Below are 17,121 nucleotides of genomic sequence, written 5' to 3'. Positions count from 1 at the left end.
GTGCCGGCAGCGGCAGCCGCCGCGGGCCGGGCGGCTGGGCGGCGCTGGCGGTGCTGGCGCTGCTGCTGGCCGGGGCCTTCCTGCTTTATCAGCGCATCGGCCAGCCCGAGCGCCCGGACGCGCCCATCGCCCGGCGCTTCGCCGAGGCCCGGGCGCTTTACGAGGACCGCCCCAGCCAGGCCGAGGCCGAGGCCAGGGCGCCGAAGCCGCAGCGCCCCGAGCCGGATGCCGAATATGTCGCGCTGATCGGGCGGCTGCGCGAAGCGGTGGCGAAGAACCCCAACGATCCGCGTGGCCTGGAACTGCTGGCCGAGCACGAGGAAAAGCTGGGCAACCTGGCCGCCGCCAAGGAGGCGCAGCGCCGTCTGGTGGCACTGAAGGGCGACAAGGCCGGCGCTGAGGACCTGGCCCGGCTGGCCGGCCTGACCATCGAGGCCGCCGGCGGGATCATCACCCGCGAGGGCGAGGAAGCCGTGGCCGGGGCGTTGCAGCGCGACCCGCACAACCCGCAGGCGCGGTTCATGGCCGGACTGCTGCACCTGCAGAACGGCCGCCCCGACCAGGCCTTCCCGATCTGGGCCGGGCTTCTGGCCGAGGGGCCGGAAAGCGCACCCTGGATCGCGCCGATCCGCGCCGCCATCCCCGATCTGGCCTGGTTCGCCGGCCGCCCGGACTATACCCCGCCCGAACCGGCCGCCCCTGCCCTGCCCGGCCCGGATGCCGACGCCATGGCCGCGGCCGGGGACATGACGCCCGAGGAGCGCCAGCAGATGATCGAGGGCATGGTCAAGGGGCTGGAAACCCGGCTGGCCACCCAGGGCGGCACGCCCGAGGAATGGGCGCGGCTGATCTCCTCTCTGGCGGTGATCGGACAAAAGGACCATGCCGCCGACATCCTGGGCGAGGCGCGTCAGCGTTTCTCGGGCAATCAACCCGCCACCGACCTGATCGAGGCGGCGGCGCAAAAGGCGGGGCTGCAATGATCTGCGAGGCCATCGAGGATTTCGCCGCCGCCCTGCCCCGCGCCGGTGCGGTGGCCGGGCTGGACCTGGGCACCAAGACCATCGGCGTCGCGGTCAGCGACGGGCTGCGCTCGGTCGCCTCACCCCTGACGGTGATCCGGCGCGAGAAATTCACCCTGGACGCCCAGGCGCTGCTGAAGATCGCCGCCGAGCGGGCGCTGGTCGGCCTGGTGCTGGGCCTGCCGCGCAACATGGACGGCAGCGAGGGGCCGCGGGCGCAATCCACCCGCGCCTTCGCCCGCAACCTGGAGCGGCTGACGCCGCTGCCCATCGCCTTCTGGGACGAACGGCTGTCCACCGTCGCCGCCGAGCGCGCGCTGCTGGAAGGCGACACATCGCGCAAGCGCCGGGCCGAGGTCATCGACCAGGTGGCGGCGGGCTATATCCTGCAGGGCGCGCTTGACCGGCTGCGGCATCTGGGGGCATGACCGTCTCGACCCCCTGCATCAAGGTCTGCCGCATCGACGCGGACAGCCGGCTCTGCACCGGCTGCTGGCGCTCGCTGGACGAGATCGCGGCCTGGGGCGGCATGACGGAAGCGGAAAGGCTGGCCGTGATGGCCGGCCTGCCCGAACGCAGGGCGCGGCTTATTTCGCCGCCGTCTGCGTCCCCAGCGTGAAGGACCACAGGAAGGTCTCGCCCGAGGCATCGTCCACGCCATCGTTGTCGGTCACGGTCCAGACCGTGCCGGCGGGCGCGATCGCCATGCCCTCGACCTTGTCCTGAACATAGCCGTTCCACTGCTTCAGGTCGGGGATCAGGTCGCGCTCGACCCGCTTCTCGGCCAGCGGCAACTCGCCGCCCAGGGGCGCGGGCTCCAGGCCCTCCAGCGCCACCGAAGTCACCTGCTTCAGCTTCGCCGCCTGGCCGATCAGGTTGTCGCGCTCGATCAGGTAAAGGCGGTCGCCGTGGATCGTCAGCTCGGACAGGCCCACCCAGCCCTCGCCGGATTCCAGCGGATAGCGCACGCCGGACCAGTTCCCAGTCGCCGGATCGAAGTGCAAGAGCTTGGCCTGGCCCTTGGGATCGTCCTTCCATTCGCGCTGCACCGCCATCCACAGTGTGCCGTCGCCGGCCATGGCGATACCTTCCAGCCCGAAGCGGGTCGCCTGGGCAGTCAGCGCCTCGGGCAGCGGGACTTCCTGCCGGATCGCGCCCTTGCCGTCGACATGCAGGATCTGGTGCGGGATCTGCTTTTCCGCATCGCCCTCGCTCGCCAGCCAGAAGCCGCCCTCGCCGTCGGCGGCGATGCCCTCCAGGTCCAGCTTCGACGCCGGCGCACCGTCGCGGGTCACGACGATCTTGTCGGTGATGGCGGCAGGCTGGCCGGACCGGATGCGATAGATCGCCGGCTGGTCCTTGTAGGCGCTGTCGCTGACCGCATAAAGCCCCGCCGGGTCGGCCGGATCGACGGTCAGGCCCGACAGCGCGCCCCAGCCCAGCAGGTCCTCGGACGCGATGGTCGGATAGGCCGGCACGCCCTCGGCGCGTTCGTAGATCATCACATGCGCGCGGGCGCCGCCATCCTCGCCCAGGTCGGTCTCGTTGGCGCTGGCGAAAAGATTGCGGCCGGGGATCGCCACCAGCCCCTCGGGGCCGATGCCCGAAGGCAGGATCTGCTTCAGCTTCGGCGCGGAAGGGTCGGCCACGTCATGGACGCCGATGGCGCTGCCGCGTTCCGAGCCGACGAACAGCAGTTTCTCGCCGTCGAACTCGGCATATTTCAGCGCCTCGGGCTCGACGCCCTTCTTGCCGGACCGCCCCTCGGGGTAATGGCCGATGCGGACCAGCGCCTGCTCGAAGGCGGCGCCGGATTCATGGACCACCGTGCCGTCGCGGTTCCAGATGGTGAAGCCGCGCGCGCCGCCCTGCCAGTCGCCCTCGTTCGCGGTGGCGAAATGGTCGTCGTCCAGCCAGGCCACGGTGTCGGGCTCGCGCGGCACGGCCTTGAGGCTGCCGGTGAAATCCAGCTTGCCGTCCTTGTCGATGTCGATGCCGTCCAGATCGACGCTGCCGGCGCTGAAATGCGATGCGACGGCGCCATCGGCACCGATCACCACGATGTGGTTGTTCTCCTGCAAGGTCACGACCAGATCGCCCTGGGCGTTGAAATCGACATATTCCGGCTCGGGATCATCGGGCGCGACCTCGGCCAGGCTGGTCAGGTCGATGACCTGCTTTCCGGCGCAATCAATCGCGCCGTCCTTGACCGGCAGGCGGACAACGAAACCAGCGGGCATCTGCGGGATGGCGCCGTCGTTCACCCCCTCGTCGCGCTCGTTCTCGATGGCGACGGCGATCATGTCGCCCCTGGGTGACAGGGCGACCGAATCGGGCTGGCCGCCCAGGTCGCAATTCGCCACCACCTTGCGGCTTTCCAGATCGACCGAGCGCAGCACGCCCGAGGGCTTGGTAAAGCTTTCCGAGGTGTTCACGCCCACGAAGGCGGTCTCGCCAAGGACCACGGTGGTCGTGGGCTCGCCGTCCATGGCAATGTTGCCCAGCGGCTTCGGCGCGCGGGGGTTGGCAATGTCGATCAGGCCGATCGCGCCCAGCGGGCTGTCGGAATAGATCAGCCGGTTGCCATCGGGCGTCGCGGTCATGATCTCGGCCGAGGTGGCGCGCGTCCGGTCCTCGCCCTCGGCCATGTTGTCCAGGGTGGCGAAGCTGGCGATGCGGTTGAAGACCGGCTCGGCCAGGGCGGGAGAGGCCGCGGCCAGCGCGATCAGCGAACAGAAGGTCAGGCGGAATGTCATGGCATCCTCGGGGGTTGGGTCCTCCGGGGATGTGGCGGCTTTCGGTGACAGGGCGCTGACGGATCGGTGACGTTTGGGTGACGATCAGTCCCGCACCGTCACCCGCACCTCGCGGATCGCGGCCTTGAGCCGCACCCGCGTCTCGACCGGCTCGCGCGCCACGGCGTCCAGCATCGCCCGCATGTCGCCGCGCAGCCCGTGCAGCTGATCGACCAGAGACAGCACCAGGGCCAGCGCCTCTTCGTCCAGGTGATAGCCCTCGGCCAGGTCCACCACCAGGTTCAGCCGCGCCAGGTCCAGCTCGCGGAACAGCGGTCCCTGCGCGGACTGCACCGGCACCACGACGCCGGCGCGGATATAGCGCTGCAGCTGCTCGGCCGTCAGATCCTCGACCAGGGCGAGCGTCTCGGCCAGGGTGTAATGGCGCTGGGTCATTTGCCCCTCCTCGGATCATAGGCGTGGCTCCGGCGCCATTGCTCCATGAACCGCGCCAGCTCGTCATCGACCTTGGGCGGCATGACGATCTTCAGCGCGACATGCTGGTCGCCGCGCCGGCCGCCGGCGCCCTTGATGCCGCGCCCCTTCAACCGCAGCTTCTGGCCCGAGCTGGCGCCGCGCGGCACCGTCAGCATCACCGGGCCGTCGATGGTCTGCGCCTCGACCTTGCCGCCCAGCACCGCCTCGTCGATGGTGATGGGCAGCGTGGTCTCGACATCGTCTCCGTCGCGCTTCCAGTCGGGATCCTCGGCCACGATCAGGGTCAGCAGCGCATCGCCCGGCGCGCCGTCGCCCATGCCGGGGCCGCCCTTGCCGCGCAGGCGGATGACCTGGCCGTCATGCGCGCCCTCGGGGATCCTGACCTCCAGCACCGCGCCGTCGGGCATGGTGATGCGGGTCGAGCCGCCTCGGGCGGCGGTCATGAAGTCGATCTCCAGCGTGAAGCGCTGGTCGGGGCCGCGCATGTCGAAGCTCCTTGCCCCGCCGCCGCGCCGGGCCTGCGCGCGCTGGCCGAACAGGTCCGAGAACACGTCCGAGAAATCCTCGAACCCGTGGCTCTGGCGATAGGGATTGTCGCCCTGCTCGGCATATTCGCGGTAGTAATGCCGCTGCGGCCGCTCCTGCCCCGAGGCGTCGATCTCGCCGCGGTCGAAGCGGGCGCGCTGTTCGGGATCCTTGAGCAGGTCATAGGCCGAGGATGCCGCCTTGAAGCGTTCATGTGCCGCCGGGTCGGGGTTCAGGTCCGGGTGGTCGGTCTTGGCGATCTTGCGATAGGCCTTCTTGATCTCGTCCTGCGTGGCATTCTTGCCCAGCCCCAAGGCCTTGTATGGATCGTCGGCCATCGCCGCGGCTTCCTTTCTTCACCTGTCATCCCGGGAACGCAGGGCGCGCGCCGCGGGTTTCCTGCCCGTTCCGTCCCGGCCGCGGGGCGGTGAAACTGCCGCCCGGCATGAAGCCGGCGCTGAGCGGCAGCGCCGCCGCCCCCAGCGTGCGGGCCCGGCGACCCAGGGTTCCGGCGCGCACCTCGGGCAAGGTGACACCGTGATGGCGCATCGCGGTCAGCCCGTCGGCCGTCGCCTGCACCAGCGCATCCCGCAGCGCCGCCGGCATGGCGCCGTCGATCACCACCAGCGGCAGGTCCAGCACCGCGACCGCCCCCAGCGCCGCATGGGACAGCACCCGCGCCGATTCGTCCAGCCATTGCCGGGCGACGGCCTGCGGCAACTGCCAGTCGGCATCCTCCAGCGGCAGGTCGCGACCCAGAGCCGCCTCCAGCACCGAAACCGAGGCCACGTCCAGCACCTGCCGCCCGCCCGGCACCGGGCAGGAGCCCATCGCCCCGGCATTGCGCGACGGTCCCAGCCGCAGCCGCCCGTCCAGCACCACGCCGCCGCCGCCGAAATGCGCGAGGTAGAAATACAGGAAATCCTCGGGCAGATCCTCGGTGCCGAACATCATCTCGGCCCCGCAGGCGCAGGAGCCATCGTTCTCCAGCCAGACCGGCAGGTCCAGCGCCGCGGCCAACTCGGCGCGCAGGTCGCGGCCGCGCCAGGGCTGCATCTCCTCGGCCCAGTCCCACAGGTAGAAGGGGCTGGCGATGCCCATGCCCGATAGCCGCGCGCGCTGCGCCCCGGTCAGTTCGGCCAGGATGGCGGCGGTGCCGGCGACGGCGAAATCGCGGATCGCGTCGGGATGCGGATAGGCATGCGGCAGCACCCGGATCTGCCGGATCGCGCCCGCGAAATCGACCAGCACCAGTTCCGCCACCCGGCGCCCGACCTTGAGGCCCAGGAACAGCGCCCCCTCCGGCGCCAAAGCCAGCGGCAGCAGCGGCTGGCCGACCTTGCCGCGCCGCCGCTCGCCCCCGGCATCCAGCAGGCCGGCGGCGATCAGTTCGCGGGTGATGTTGGTGACCGCCTGCGCCGACAGGCCCGTGGCCTGCGCCAGCGCGGCGCGCGGCATCGGCCCGTTGCGGCGAATCAGCCACAGGATCAGGCGCTCGTTCTGGCTGCGGACCCCTTGCGGCGTCGCCGCCGCCGGCATGGTGTTCGGCATGGTTCCATCCTCCCCTCTATATAAATCAACGAAATTGATTTATTGACAAGCCCCTCTTTCTTCGGCAGCCTTTTGGAGGAGGCGGCGGTCAGACCCGCCCAGAGGAGGAACGACATCATGACCAAGACGACACTGCTGCGCGCAGCGCTGGCGGGCACGGCCCTGACCCTGATCGCCGGCATGGCGCAGGCCGACAGCGCCTGTCTGATCACCAAGACCGACACCAACCCCTTCTTCGTGAAGATGAAGGAAGGCGCCGAGGCCAAGGCCACCGAGCTGGGGCTGGAGCTGAAATCCTATGCCGGCCGCATCGACGGCGACCACGAAAGCCAGGTCTCGGCCATCGAGGCCTGCATCGCCGACGGCGCCAAGGGCATCCTGATCACCGCCTCGGACACCAAGGCCATCGTTGATTCCGTGCAGGCGGCGCGGGATGCCGGGCTGCTGGTCATCGCGCTGGACACGCCGCTGGACCCGATCGACGCGGCCGACGCGACCTTCGCCACCGACAATTTCAAGGCCGGCGAGCTGATCGGCCAATGGGCCAAGGCCACCATGGGCGACGCGGCGGCCGAGGCCAAGATCGCGCTGCTGGACCTGGCGATCTCGCAGCCCTCGGTCGACGTGCTGCGCGACCAGGGCTTCCTGCAGGGCTTCGGCGTCGAGCTGGGCGATCCGGCAAAATGGGGCGACGAGACCGATCCGCGCATCGTCGGCCACGAGGTCACCTCGGGCAACGAGGAAGGCGGGCTGAAGGCGATGGAGACGCTGCTGGCCAAGGATCCCGACATCAACCTGGTCTACACGATCAACGAACCTGCCGCCGCCGGCGCCTATGAGGCGCTGAAGGCCGTCGGGCGAGAGGGCGACGTGCTGATCGTCTCGGTCGATGGCGGCTGCCCGGGCGTGCAGAACGTCAAGGACGGGGTGATCGGCGCCACCTCGCAGCAATATCCGCTGGACATGGCCTCGAAGGGCATCGAGGCCATCGCCGCCTTCGCCAAGGATGGCACCAAGCCCGCCGCGACCGAGGGCAAGGATTTCACCGATACCGGCGTGCAGCTGGTCACCGACAAGCCGGTCGAGGGCGTCGAATCCATCGACAGCGCCAAGGGCGCCGAGCTTTGCTGGGGCTGAGCCGCGACTGAACCGCGGGGCGGGGCCGCAGCCTCGCCCTGCCACAGGCAGCGACGCCCGGACGCGGCGTCTTGCAAAGGGGGGAGACCGTCCATGTCATCCGACACCAAGACGGCCACCAGCTACGAGGAAGGCCTGCAGGGCGCCTCGGACAAGGTTGCCGAGTTCCAGGAACAGAAGACCGCCCTGAAGCGCCTGCAGCACTGGCTGCACATGACGCCCTCGGCGGTGCCGATGATCGTGCTGATCGCGGCCATCGTCGTCTTCGGGCTGCTGTCGCCGAACTTCTTCAAGGCGGTGACGCTGTCCACCATCCTGCAGCAGATCGCCATCGTCGGCATCCTGGGCTGCGCGCAGTCGCTGGTGGTGCTGACCGCCGGCATCGACCTGTCGGTCGGCGCCATCGCGGTGTTCTCCTCGGTGCTGATGGGGCAGTTCACCTTCCGCTACGGCATCCCGGCGCCGCTTTCCATCGCGCTGGGGCTGGCGGCGGGAACGGCCATGGGCTTTGCCAATGGCTGGCTGGTCGCCCGCATCAAGCTGCCGCCCTTCATCGTGACGCTGGGCACCTGGCAGATCATCCTGGCGGCGAACTACATCTATTCCGCGAACGAGACCATCCGCTCCTCGGCCATCGGCGAAAGCGCCCCCGCCCTGCAGTTCTGGGGCAATTCCATCCAGCCGGGCGGGGTGAAGGTGCTTTACGCGGTGTTCCTGCTGATCGCGCTGGTCGCGATCCTGGCCTATGTCCTGCGCCATACCGCCTGGGGCCGGCATGTCTATGCCGTCGGCGACGACCCGGAGGCGGCGGAGCTGGCCGGGGTGCGCACCAGGCGGGTGCTGATCCAGGTCTATGCGCTGGCGGGCCTGTTCTGCGCCATCGCGGGCTGGGTGATGATCGGCCGCTTCGGCTCGGTCTCGCCCTCGGCCTCGACCGGGCAGCTGGGCAACATCCAGTCCATCACGGCGGTGGTGATCGGCGGCATCAGCCTGTTCGGCGGCCGCGGCTCGATCGTCGGCATGTTCTTCGGCGCGCTGATCGTCGGCGTGTTCGAGATGGGGCTGAAGATGGTCGGCACCGACCCGCAATGGACCTTCTTCCTCATCGGCCTGCTCATCATCCTCGCCGTGGCGGTGGATCAATGGATCAGAAAGGCATCGGCATGAACGCGAACACTTCCGCAGAACCGCTTCTGAAGGCCCGCGGCCTGGTCAAGCGCTATGGCAAGGTCACGGCGCTGGACCATTGCGACTTCGACCTGATGCCGGGCGAGATCCTGGCCGTCATCGGTGACAACGGCGCGGGGAAATCCTCGCTCATCAAGGCGCTGTCGGGCGCGGTCCAGCCCGACGAGGGCGAGATCGCGCTGGAGGGCCAGCCGGTGAAATTCGCCAGCCCGCTGGATGCGCGCGGCTACGGCATCGAATGCGTCTATCAGACGCTGGCCATGTCCCCTGCCCTGTCCATCGCCGACAACATGTTCATGGGCCGCGAATTGCGCAAGCCCGGCATCATGGGCCAGTGGTTCCGCCAGCTCGACCGCCCGGCGATGGAGAAATTCGCCCGCGAGAAGCTGACCGAGCTGGGGCTGATGACCATCCAGAACATCAACCAGGCGGTCGAGACGCTGTCGGGCGGCCAGCGCCAGGGCGTGGCGGTGGCGCGGGCCGCCGCCTTCGGTTCGAAGGTGGTGATCCTGGACGAGCCGACGGCGGCGCTTGGCGTCAAGGAAAGCCGGCGCGTGCTGGAGCTGATCCGCGACGTGCGCTCGCGCGGCATTCCGATCATCCTGATTTCCCACAACATGCCGCATGTCTTCGAGGTGGCGGACCGCATCCATATCCACCGGCTGGGCCGGCGGCTCTGCGTGATCCGGCCGCAGGATCATTCGATGTCGGACGCGGTGGCCTTCATGACCGGGGCCAAGGTTCCGGACGAGGTGGCGACGGCGGCCTGAACGGCACGGCTGCGGGGGGCTCTGCCCTCCGCCCTTCGGACTCCGCCCGGGATATGTGCGCATGAGAGAAATACTGGATCGGATTGCGGGACTGGGACCCGGACGGCGCATCGTCGCCATCGTCGGGGCGCCGGGATCGGGGAAATCGACCCTGGCCGCCCGGCTGGCGGCCGGGCTTGCGGATGCGGTGCTGGTGCCGATGGACGGGTTCCACCTGGACAACCGGCTGCTGGAAGCGGATGGGCTGCGCGGCTGCAAGGGCGCGCCGCAGACCTTCGACGCGGCCGGCTTCGTGGCGCTGGTGCAGCGCCTGAAGGCCGGGGGCGAGGTGGTCTATCCGGTCTTCGACCGCGCGCTGGACCTGGCCGTCGCCGGGGCCGGCCGGGTCGAGGCGGATACAAGGCTGGTGGTGGTCGAGGGCAATTACCTGCTGCTGGACCGGGCGCCCTGGCGCAAGCTGGCGGGCCTGTGGGACCTGTCGGTCATGCTGGACGTGCCGATGGAGGAGCTGCGCCGCCGCCTGACCGCGCGCTGGCAGGGTCTCGGCCGTTCGCCGGCCGAGGTGATGGCGCATCTGGAAAACGACCTCGGCAATGCCGAGCTTGTGCTGCGCGAATCGCTGCCCGCCGACCTGCTGCTGCGGCCCGAGCCTATGACTTCGGCCGGAACGCCTTGATGCGGGCGGGGTCGGTTTCCACATAGGCCGCGCCGATCAGGTCGAGGCAATAGGGCACCGCCGCGAAAACCGCGTCGAGGCAGGTGGCGATGGCCGAGGGCTTGCCGGGAATGGTGATCATCAGAGTCGCGCCGCGGATGCCCGCCGTCTGGCGCGACAGGATGGCGGTCGGCACCTCGCGCAGGCTGGCGCGGCGCATTTCCTCGCCGAAGCCGGGCAGTTCCTTGTCGATCACCTCGGCCATGGCCTCGGGCGTCTGGTCGCGCGGCGCCGGGCCGGTGCCGCCGGTGATCAGGATCAGGTCGGCGCCCTGTTCGTCGGCCAGGTCGCGCAGGCAGTCCGCGACGATCTCGCGCCCGTCGGGGATGATGCGGCGGGTGATGTCCATGGGCGAGGTGATGGTGGCGCGCAACCAGTCCTCGGCTCCCGGCCCGCCCTTGTCCTCATATTCGCCGCGGGCGGCGCGGTCCGAGACGGTGACGATGGCGATATGGGCGGGGCGGTCGGGGTTCTGGGTCATGCCCGCATCCTGCCGCAGGCGGCGCGGGAAGGGAAGCGCGGCTCAGCCGCGCCGCGCCGCCTCTATGGCCGCGACGTCGATGCGGGTCATCTCCATCATCGCCTCGAAGGCGCGTTTCGCCTCGTCGCCGCCGGCGGCCAGCGCATCGGTCAGCACGCGCGGCGTGATCTGCCAGGAAATGCCCCACCTGTCCTTGCACCAGCCGCAGGCGCTTTCCTGGCCGCCATTGCCGACGATGGCATCCCAGTAGCGGTCGGTTTCCTGCTGGTCGTCGGTGGCGATCTGGAACGAGAACGCTTCGTTGTGCCGGAAGGTCGGGCCGCCGTTCAGGCCGACGCAGGGGATGCCCGCGACGGTGAACTCGACCAGCAGCACATCGCCCGCCTTGCCTGACGGAAAATCGCTGGGCGCGCGCCGCACCGCGGTGACGGCGCTGTCGGGAAAGGTCTGGGCATAGAAGCGGGCGGCCGCCTCGGCATCCTTGTCATACCAGAGGCAGACGGTGTTCTTGGCCATGGTCATGTCCGGTTTCCTCCCTGGGCGTTGCCTGCGGGCGAACGCGCTATGGCCGCCGAGGTTCCCCAAGCGGGGAAGCCGGGGAGCAGTGAACGAGGGGCGGGCGCCTCCGGCGGGGGTATTTGGGGGAACGAAGAAGCCGGCCAGCCCCGTGCGTCGATGGCGCGCGGGACGGCCAGCGAAAAGGCCGCGGAACCTGCCCGCGGCCTTTTGCATGCAATGCGGGTGCGGTTACTTGAAGCGGGCGTTACGGTTCGCCACCAGCTTCAGGCGCAGCGCGTTCAGACGGATGAAGCCCGCCGCGTCCTTCTGGTCATAGGCGCCGGCATCGTCCTCGAAGGTGACGTGCTTTTCGCTGTAGAGCGAATGCTCCGACCAGCGGCCGACGGTATGGGCGCTGCCCTTGTAGAGTTTCAGCCGCACGGTGCCGGTCACATGCTCCTGGCTCTTGTCGATCAGCGCCTGCAGCATCTCGCGCTCGGGCGAATACCAGAAGCCGTTATAGATCAGCTCGGCATAGCGCGGCATGATCGAATCCTTGAGGTGGCCGGCGCCGCTGTCGAGCGTGATCTGCTCGATGCCGCGATGCGCTTCCAGCAGGATGGTGCCGCCGGGGGTCTCGTAGATGCCGCGCGACTTCATGCCGACGAAGCGGTTTTCCACGAAGTCCAGCCGGCCGATGCCGTGCTTGCGGCCGTATTCGTTCAGCCGGGTCAGGATGGTGGCAGGCGACAGCGCCTCGCCGTTGATCGAGACCGCATCGCCGCGCTCGAAGCCGATCTCGAGATATTCGGGCTGGTCGGGCGCCTCCTCGGGGCTGACGGTGCGCTGGTAGACGTAGTCGGGCGCTTCCTCGGCCGGGTTTTCCAGCGCCTTGCCCTCGCTCGAGGTGTGCAGCAGGTTGGCGTCGACGCTGAAGGGCGCCTCGCCGCGCTTGTCCTTGGCGATCGGGATCTGGTTCTGTTCGGCGAACTCGATCAGCCGGGTGCGCGAGGTCAGATCCCATTCCCGCCAGGGCGCGATCACCTTGATCGACGGGTCGAGCGCATAGGCCGACAGCTCGAACCGGACCTGGTCGTTGCCCTTGCCGGTGGCGCCATGGGCGACGGCATCGGCGCCGTGCTGATGCGCGATCTCGACCAGGTGCTTGGAGATCAGCGGCCGGGCGATCGAGGTGCCGAGCAGATAGAGCCCCTCGTAGACCGCATTGGCGCGGAACATCGGGAAGACGAAATCGCGCACGAATTCCTCGCGCACGTCGACGATGTGGATGTTTTCCGGCTTGATGCCCAGCAACTCGGCCTTCTGGCGCGCCGGCTCCAGCTCCTCGCCCTGGCCGAGGTCGGCGGTGAAGGTGATGACCTCGCAGCCGTATTCGGTCTGCAGCCATTTCAGGATGATCGAGGTGTCGAGCCCGCCCGAATAGGCAAGGACGACTTTCTTCGGCGCGTCGGACATGCGGATGACCCCCAGTGAAATTTCGGCAGGGAATAGGCGCATTCGCCGGTTGTCACAAGGGGCTGCTCCATCATTGGCCGGATGCCGGGCTGGCCAATGCCCCGCGGAACTGGCAAACCTTGGGACACCTATAGCGAGAGAGGCGCCGTGTTCGCCAAGGCCACTGCAATTCTTCGTCATTCCCGGCGCCAAGTCACCGGCAATCTGGCCGCAAGCGCACGGATCGCCGGGCCGCGCGTGCTGGGGGCGGTGCTCGTGATCCTGTGCTCGGCCATGGCCATGGTCGCCTGGCCCGCCGCCTTCCCCTTGGGCCTCCTGGGCATGGTTCTTGCCCTTGCCCTGCTCTTCTCGGTCGCGGTCCACTGGCATCGCTACGTGTTGCTCAACGAGACCGGGCCGGAGCGGGATTGGGATCGGGTCGCGGCCTATTTCGGCTGGTGGGTGGCGATCTCCTTCCTGGGAGGGCTGGCGGCCCTGCCCCTGCAACTGGTGCTGCCGGCGGCGCGTGGGGGCTGGATAGAGCTTCTCATCGGCATCCTCGCCCTCTGGATCGGCTTGCGCCTGTCGCCCAAGCTGGTCGCCGCGGCGCTTGGCCGGCAGCTTGGCCTGCGCGACGCCTGGCGCGCGACGGGGCAAGAGAACGGTGTCGTCGAAGCGGTGACCGCAATGATGGGCGGGCTTTTCATCATCCTGGGCGGGCTTGCCGCCGTGACGGAAGGCCTGCGAACCGAGGATGCGCCGCAATATGTCGCATCGGCCGCCCTGGTCCTGGCTTATCTGGGGCTGGCGCTGTTCAACCTGTCGGTCATCACCACCCTTTACGGCCATTACGTCGAAGGCCGGCCGCTGCGCTGAGAGCGCGAAAACCCTTGCGAATCCGCGCGTATCGCGCCATGGCCGGGACATGGAAAACTTTGCCGCCTCTGTCCGCCAGGCAGAGATCGCGCTGCGCGACCTCTTCGAGCCGACGCCCCTGCAGAAGAACGACCACCTCTCGGCGAAATACGGCGCCGAGATCTGGCTGAAACGCGAAGACCTGACGCCGGTGCGCAGCTACAAGCTGCGCGGCGCCTTCAACGCCATGCGCAAGATCGGCGCCGGATCGCCGGGGCATTTCGTCTGCGCCAGCGCCGGCAACCATGCCCAGGGCATGGCCTTCGCCTGCCGGCATTTCGGAACCAAAGGCACGATCTTCATGCCGGTCACCACGCCCCGGCAGAAGATCGACAAGACCCGCATCTTCGGCAACGGCGCCATCGAGATCGTGCTGACCGGCGACTATTTCGACCAGACCCTGGCTGCGGCGCAGGACTTCGCCCGCACGCAGGGCGCGACCTTCCTGTCGCCCTTCGACGACCCGGACATCATCGAGGGGCAGGCCACGGTCGGGCTGGAACTGCTCGATCAGCTGGGCGGGGCGCCGGACGTGGTGGTGCTGCCGGTCGGCGGCGGCGGGCTGGCCGCCGGCGTGACCCGGCTGCTGGCCGAGCTGGCGCCCGGCACGCAGGCCGAATTCGCCGAGCCGGAAGGCGGGGCCAGCCTGCGCGAGGCGCTGCTGGCCGGTGCGCCGGTAACCCTACCGGCGGTGGACAATTTCGTCGACGGCGCCGCGGTGGCGCGGATCGGCGACCTGCCGTTTCGCGCCCTTGCCGGCTTCGGCGCCGACCGGGTCCATACCGCGCCCGAGGACCGCATCTGCGCCACCATGCTGGAGATGCTGAACATCGAGGGCATCGTGCTGGAACCCGCCGGGGCGCTGGCGGTGGACGTCTTGCGCGACATGCCCGAGCTGGCCGGCAAGCGTGTGGTCTGCATCTGCTCGGGCGGCAATTTCGACTTCGAGCGCCTGCCCGAGGTCAAGGAGCGCGCCCAGCGTTTCTCGGGCCTCAAGCGCTATTTCATCCTGCGCATGCCGCAGCGGCCCGGCGCCTTGCGCGACTTCCTGCAGCTGCTCGGCCCCGAGGACGACATCGCCCGCTTCGAATACCTGAAGAAATCGGCGCGCAATTTCGGCTCGGTCCTGATCGGCATCGAGACCACCGTCCCCGGCAACCTGGAACAGATCTGCGAAAGGCTGGAATCGGCGGGGATCGGCTATCGCGACATCACCCGCGACCCGGTGCTGGCCGAGTTCCTGATCTGACGCCCCGTGATCTGACACCCCGTGATCCGGCGGCCCGTGGCGCCCCGGCTCAGGCATGGCGCGCCGGCAGGGGCGGATACCGCTCTGCATCCAGGCGGCGCATCAGCGCCTGTTTCGATTCGGAATAGGCGCGCAGCAACCGCTCGAGGCAGATATCGCGCGGCTTGCCCTGCGAGGCATGCCGCTCTCCCTCGTCGCAGAGATGACCGAAATCCGCAAAGCCCAGGTTCCAGGCGCAGCCCTTGAGGAAATGCAGGTCGGTTTCCAGCCGCAGCGCATCCTGGCCCGACAGGCGCATCATCACCCCTTCGACCTCGTCCAGGAACAGTTCCAGGATGGTCTGGAACTCGTCGTCGCCGACTTCGCCGCGCAGCTCGTTGATCCGGTTCCAGTCCAGCATGTACAACCCTCGGAGGAATCATGCCCCCAGGATAGCAGAAGATTCATCTACCGCGTGTTAATCGTGAAAATTGTCACGATTAACGGAGTTTTCAGACCCGACGGTTTAGATGCTCGGCATGATGATCCTCGACAGCCAGGCCGTGAATTCGATCCCGCAGCATTCGCGGCTGGTGCTGCTTGTCGACGACAGCCGGGCGCAGCGGCGCACGCTGGCCGTGCAGCTGATCCGCGCCGGCTACCAGGTGGTCGAGGCCGCGGGCGGCGAGGAAGCGATGCGCATCTGCCTGGAGCGCCGGCCGGACATCGTGATCTCGGACTGGATGATGCCGGGCCAGAGCGGGCTGGAATTCTGCCGCCGGTTCCGCGACATGCAGTCGGACCGCTACGGCTATTTCATCCTGCTGACCACCCGCAACGACAAGAAGGACATCGCCGAGGGGCTGCGGGCCGGCGCCGACGAATTCATGACCAAGCCGGTCTCGGGGGCCGAGCTGCTGGCGCGGCTGTCCGCCAGCGAGCGCATCCTGCGGATGGAGGAGAACCTGCGCAACGCCAATGCGCAGCTCAGCGCCACCCTGGCCCGGCTGCGCGAGACCCAGGCCGCGATCGACCGAGACCTGCGCGAGGCGCAGCGCCTGCAGCAGGGGCTGGTGCGCGAACGCCACGGGCGGTTCGGCGATTTCGACCTGTCGCTGCTGATGCGCCCGGCCGGCCATATCGGCGGCGACCTGGTGGGCTTCTTCCCGATCAACGGCCGGCGGATCGGGCTTTTCGCGCTGGACGTGGCCGGGCATGGCGTCGCGGCGGCGCTGCTCAGCGCCCGGCTGGCGGCGCTGCTGTCCAGCGCCGCCGATCACAATGTCGCGCTGCGCATCACCGAGCTGGGCCTTTACGATTCCCGCCCGCCGGCCGAGGTGCTGCGCCACCTCAACGCGCTGATGCTCGAGGAATTGCGCACCGATTCCTATTTCACCATGGTCTATGCCGATCTGGATTTTCTCAGCGGCCGGCTGCGGCTGGTGCAGGCGGGCCATCCCCACCCGGTCCTGCAGCGCGCCGACGGCCGGATCGAGCGGATCGGCCAGGGCGGCCTGCCGGTCGGGGTATTCCCTCGCGCCGATTACGAGGAGCTGCAGCTGGTGCTGGAGCCGGGCGACCGGCTGTTCATCACTTCGGACGGGCTGACCGAAACCGAGAACGCCCGCAGTGAGCCCCTGGGCGAGGAAGGGCTGCAGGCGATCCTGCGCACCAATGCCACGCTGCGCGGCGACGCGCTGCTGGAATCGATCTGCTGGTCGGCGGCGCATTATGCCGGCGGACAGCGCAACGACGACATCTCGGCCGTGCTGATCGAACGCAGGAAGGAGGCCGATATGCCCTGGGACTAGCCTGCCCGCACAGACCGCCCCGCCGCCAGCCGGCGCAGCGCCGCCCGGACGAAGGCGCGCGAGCCGGGGTCGGGCAGCAGCGCCTCGACCCGCGGCAGCGGCAGCCAATGCGCCTCGTGTCCCGGCTCGGCGGGCGGACCCAGCCGGGCGACGGGGCGGGCGATCCAGACCGAACACAGCTTCTCGGCCCAGAACCCGTATTCCGGCATGTAGCAGAAGCGGCGATAGGCGCCGAGCCGGCGCGGCATGCCGATGGTCCAGCCGGTTTCCTCGCGCACCTCGCGATGCAGGGCAGCCAGGGCCGATTCGCCCGGGTCGATGCCGCCGCCCGGCAGCTGGAACTCGGGCTCGGGAGCCTGCTGGAAGGTCAGCAGCGCCGCGCCGTCGCGGATCAGCAGCGCATAGGCGCCCGGGCGCAGGCGATAGGCTTGCCGCCCCGGCGGCGGTCCGAAACGCGGTATCATCCGGCCCCTTCCCTTCCTTGCCCGAGGCCGCCGGCCCCCGCAGCTCCGCAGCCCGCGCCAGACCCGGCCCCTGCCCCGATCCCAGCGCCAATCCCGCCCCGGGCCCGGGGTTGGCGGCTTCTTCGTTC

19 protein-coding genes are annotated in these 17,121 nt (G+C 69.0%); 10 read left to right on the top strand and 9 right to left on the bottom strand.

Annotation, left to right across the window (positions count from 1 at the left end):
• The 3 genes from I9P22_RS06460 to I9P22_RS06450 form a co-directional block, all read left to right on the top strand.
• On the top strand, nucleotides 1-983 hold a 983-nt coding region (locus I9P22_RS06460; RefSeq protein WP_199258535.1), incomplete at its 5' end, for a tetratricopeptide repeat protein.
• Nucleotides 980-1,450, top strand: a complete 471-nt coding sequence (gene ruvX, locus I9P22_RS06455) for a Holliday junction resolvase RuvX (protein WP_199258534.1) — start codon at nucleotides 980-982, stop codon at nucleotides 1,448-1,450. The genes I9P22_RS06460 and ruvX, both read left to right, overlap by 4 nt.
• Complete coding sequence (locus tag I9P22_RS06450) at nucleotides 1,447-1,641, top strand: DUF1289 domain-containing protein (RefSeq protein WP_199258533.1); 195 nt, start codon at nucleotides 1,447-1,449, stop codon at nucleotides 1,639-1,641. The genes ruvX and I9P22_RS06450 overlap by 4 nt, the downstream gene beginning before the upstream one ends.
• Here the strand turns inward: I9P22_RS06450 and I9P22_RS06445 are convergent.
• The 4 genes from I9P22_RS06445 to I9P22_RS06430 form a co-directional block, all read right to left on the bottom strand.
• Nucleotides 1,610-3,778 carry an esterase-like activity of phytase family protein gene (locus I9P22_RS06445; protein WP_199258532.1) on the bottom strand — a complete coding sequence of 723 codons (2,169 nt, stop codon included), beginning with the start codon at nucleotides 3,776-3,778 and terminating at the stop codon, nucleotides 1,610-1,612. The two genes, I9P22_RS06450 and I9P22_RS06445, sit on opposite strands and share 32 nt — an antisense overlap.
• 84 nt (nucleotides 3,779-3,862) lie before the next feature.
• On the bottom strand, nucleotides 3,863-4,213 hold the full coding sequence (locus I9P22_RS06440; RefSeq protein ID WP_199258531.1) for a hypothetical protein: 351 nt from the start codon (nucleotides 4,211-4,213) through the stop codon (nucleotides 3,863-3,865).
• Nucleotides 4,210-5,118, bottom strand: a complete 909-nt coding sequence (locus I9P22_RS06435) for a DnaJ C-terminal domain-containing protein (RefSeq protein ID WP_199258530.1) — start codon at nucleotides 5,116-5,118, stop codon at nucleotides 4,210-4,212. Before I9P22_RS06435 ends, I9P22_RS06440 begins: the two co-directional genes overlap by 4 nt.
• Nucleotides 5,119-5,143: 25 nt before the next feature.
• Nucleotides 5,144-6,331, bottom strand: a complete 1,188-nt coding sequence (locus tag I9P22_RS06430) for an ROK family transcriptional regulator (protein WP_233253248.1) — start codon at nucleotides 6,329-6,331, stop codon at nucleotides 5,144-5,146.
• Nucleotides 6,332-6,448: 117 nt separating this feature from the next.
• Between I9P22_RS06430 and I9P22_RS06425 the strand changes: the two genes are divergently transcribed.
• The 4 genes from I9P22_RS06425 (at nucleotide 6,449) to I9P22_RS06410 (ending at nucleotide 10,102) form a co-directional block, all read left to right on the top strand.
• Nucleotides 6,449-7,468, top strand: a complete 1,020-nt coding sequence (locus I9P22_RS06425) for a sugar ABC transporter substrate-binding protein (RefSeq protein ID WP_199258529.1) — start codon at nucleotides 6,449-6,451, stop codon at nucleotides 7,466-7,468.
• 93 nt (nucleotides 7,469-7,561) lie between these two features.
• Nucleotides 7,562-8,635: an ABC transporter permease gene (locus I9P22_RS06420; protein ID WP_199258528.1), complete on the top strand. Its 1,074-nt coding sequence runs from the start codon at nucleotides 7,562-7,564 to the stop codon at nucleotides 8,633-8,635.
• Nucleotides 8,632-9,426, top strand: a complete 795-nt coding sequence (locus tag I9P22_RS06415) for an ATP-binding cassette domain-containing protein (RefSeq protein ID WP_199258527.1) — start codon at nucleotides 8,632-8,634, stop codon at nucleotides 9,424-9,426. Before I9P22_RS06420 ends, I9P22_RS06415 begins: the two co-directional genes overlap by 4 nt.
• Nucleotides 9,427-9,487: 61 nt before the next feature.
• Nucleotides 9,488-10,102 (top strand): AAA family ATPase, encoded by a 615-nt coding sequence (locus I9P22_RS06410; protein ID WP_199258526.1) that lies wholly within the window; start codon nucleotides 9,488-9,490, stop codon nucleotides 10,100-10,102.
• Here the strand turns inward: I9P22_RS06410 and mog are convergent.
• From mog to I9P22_RS06395, 3 genes are all read right to left on the bottom strand, one after another.
• Entirely contained in the window at nucleotides 10,077-10,622 is a 546-nt protein-coding gene (gene mog, locus I9P22_RS06405; protein WP_199258525.1) for a molybdopterin adenylyltransferase, read from the bottom strand. The two genes, I9P22_RS06410 and mog, sit on opposite strands and share 26 nt — an antisense overlap.
• Before the next feature lie 42 nt (nucleotides 10,623-10,664).
• Nucleotides 10,665-11,144 carry a VOC family protein gene (locus tag I9P22_RS06400; RefSeq protein WP_199258524.1) on the bottom strand — a complete coding sequence of 160 codons (480 nt, stop codon included), beginning with the start codon at nucleotides 11,142-11,144 and terminating at the stop codon, nucleotides 10,665-10,667.
• A gap of 225 nt (nucleotides 11,145-11,369) precedes the next feature.
• Nucleotides 11,370-12,596 (bottom strand): argininosuccinate synthase, encoded by a 1,227-nt coding sequence (locus I9P22_RS06395; RefSeq protein WP_199258523.1) that lies wholly within the window; start codon nucleotides 12,594-12,596, stop codon nucleotides 11,370-11,372.
• A gap of 147 nt (nucleotides 12,597-12,743) precedes the next feature.
• Between I9P22_RS06395 and I9P22_RS06390 the strand changes: the two genes are divergently transcribed.
• Both I9P22_RS06390 and ilvA read left to right on the top strand, forming a co-directional pair.
• Nucleotides 12,744-13,451, top strand: a complete 708-nt coding sequence (locus tag I9P22_RS06390) for a V-type ATP synthase subunit I domain-containing protein (protein ID WP_199258522.1) — start codon at nucleotides 12,744-12,746, stop codon at nucleotides 13,449-13,451.
• A 49-nt stretch (nucleotides 13,452-13,500) separates the two neighbouring features.
• Nucleotides 13,501-14,739 (top strand): threonine ammonia-lyase IlvA, encoded by a 1,239-nt coding sequence (gene ilvA, locus I9P22_RS06385; RefSeq protein WP_199258521.1) that lies wholly within the window; start codon nucleotides 13,501-13,503, stop codon nucleotides 14,737-14,739.
• Nucleotides 14,740-14,788: 49 nt separating this feature from the next.
• On the opposite strand, the gene I9P22_RS06380 is transcribed toward ilvA, so the two are convergent.
• Nucleotides 14,789-15,139: an Hpt domain-containing protein gene (locus I9P22_RS06380; protein ID WP_199258520.1), complete on the bottom strand. Its 351-nt coding sequence runs from the start codon at nucleotides 15,137-15,139 to the stop codon at nucleotides 14,789-14,791.
• A 118-nt stretch (nucleotides 15,140-15,257) separates the two neighbouring features.
• On the opposite strand from I9P22_RS06380, the gene I9P22_RS06375 reads away from it, so the two are divergent.
• Complete coding sequence (locus tag I9P22_RS06375) at nucleotides 15,258-16,529, top strand: PP2C family protein-serine/threonine phosphatase (RefSeq protein ID WP_199258519.1); 1,272 nt, start codon at nucleotides 15,258-15,260, stop codon at nucleotides 16,527-16,529.
• Here the strand turns inward: I9P22_RS06375 and I9P22_RS06370 are convergent.
• Complete coding sequence (locus I9P22_RS06370) at nucleotides 16,526-16,993, bottom strand: NUDIX domain-containing protein (protein ID WP_199258518.1); 468 nt, start codon at nucleotides 16,991-16,993, stop codon at nucleotides 16,526-16,528. The two genes, I9P22_RS06375 and I9P22_RS06370, sit on opposite strands and share 4 nt — an antisense overlap.
• Nucleotides 16,994-17,121: the final 128 nt, after the last annotated feature.

The organism is Paracoccus binzhouensis (assembly GCF_016446475.1).
In the GTDB taxonomy this organism is placed as follows: Bacteria; Pseudomonadota; Alphaproteobacteria; order Rhodobacterales; family Rhodobacteraceae; genus Paracoccus; species Paracoccus binzhouensis.
The sequence above is the reverse complement of the archived record's forward strand: the minus strand, read 5'-3'. Positions and strand labels throughout refer to the sequence as shown.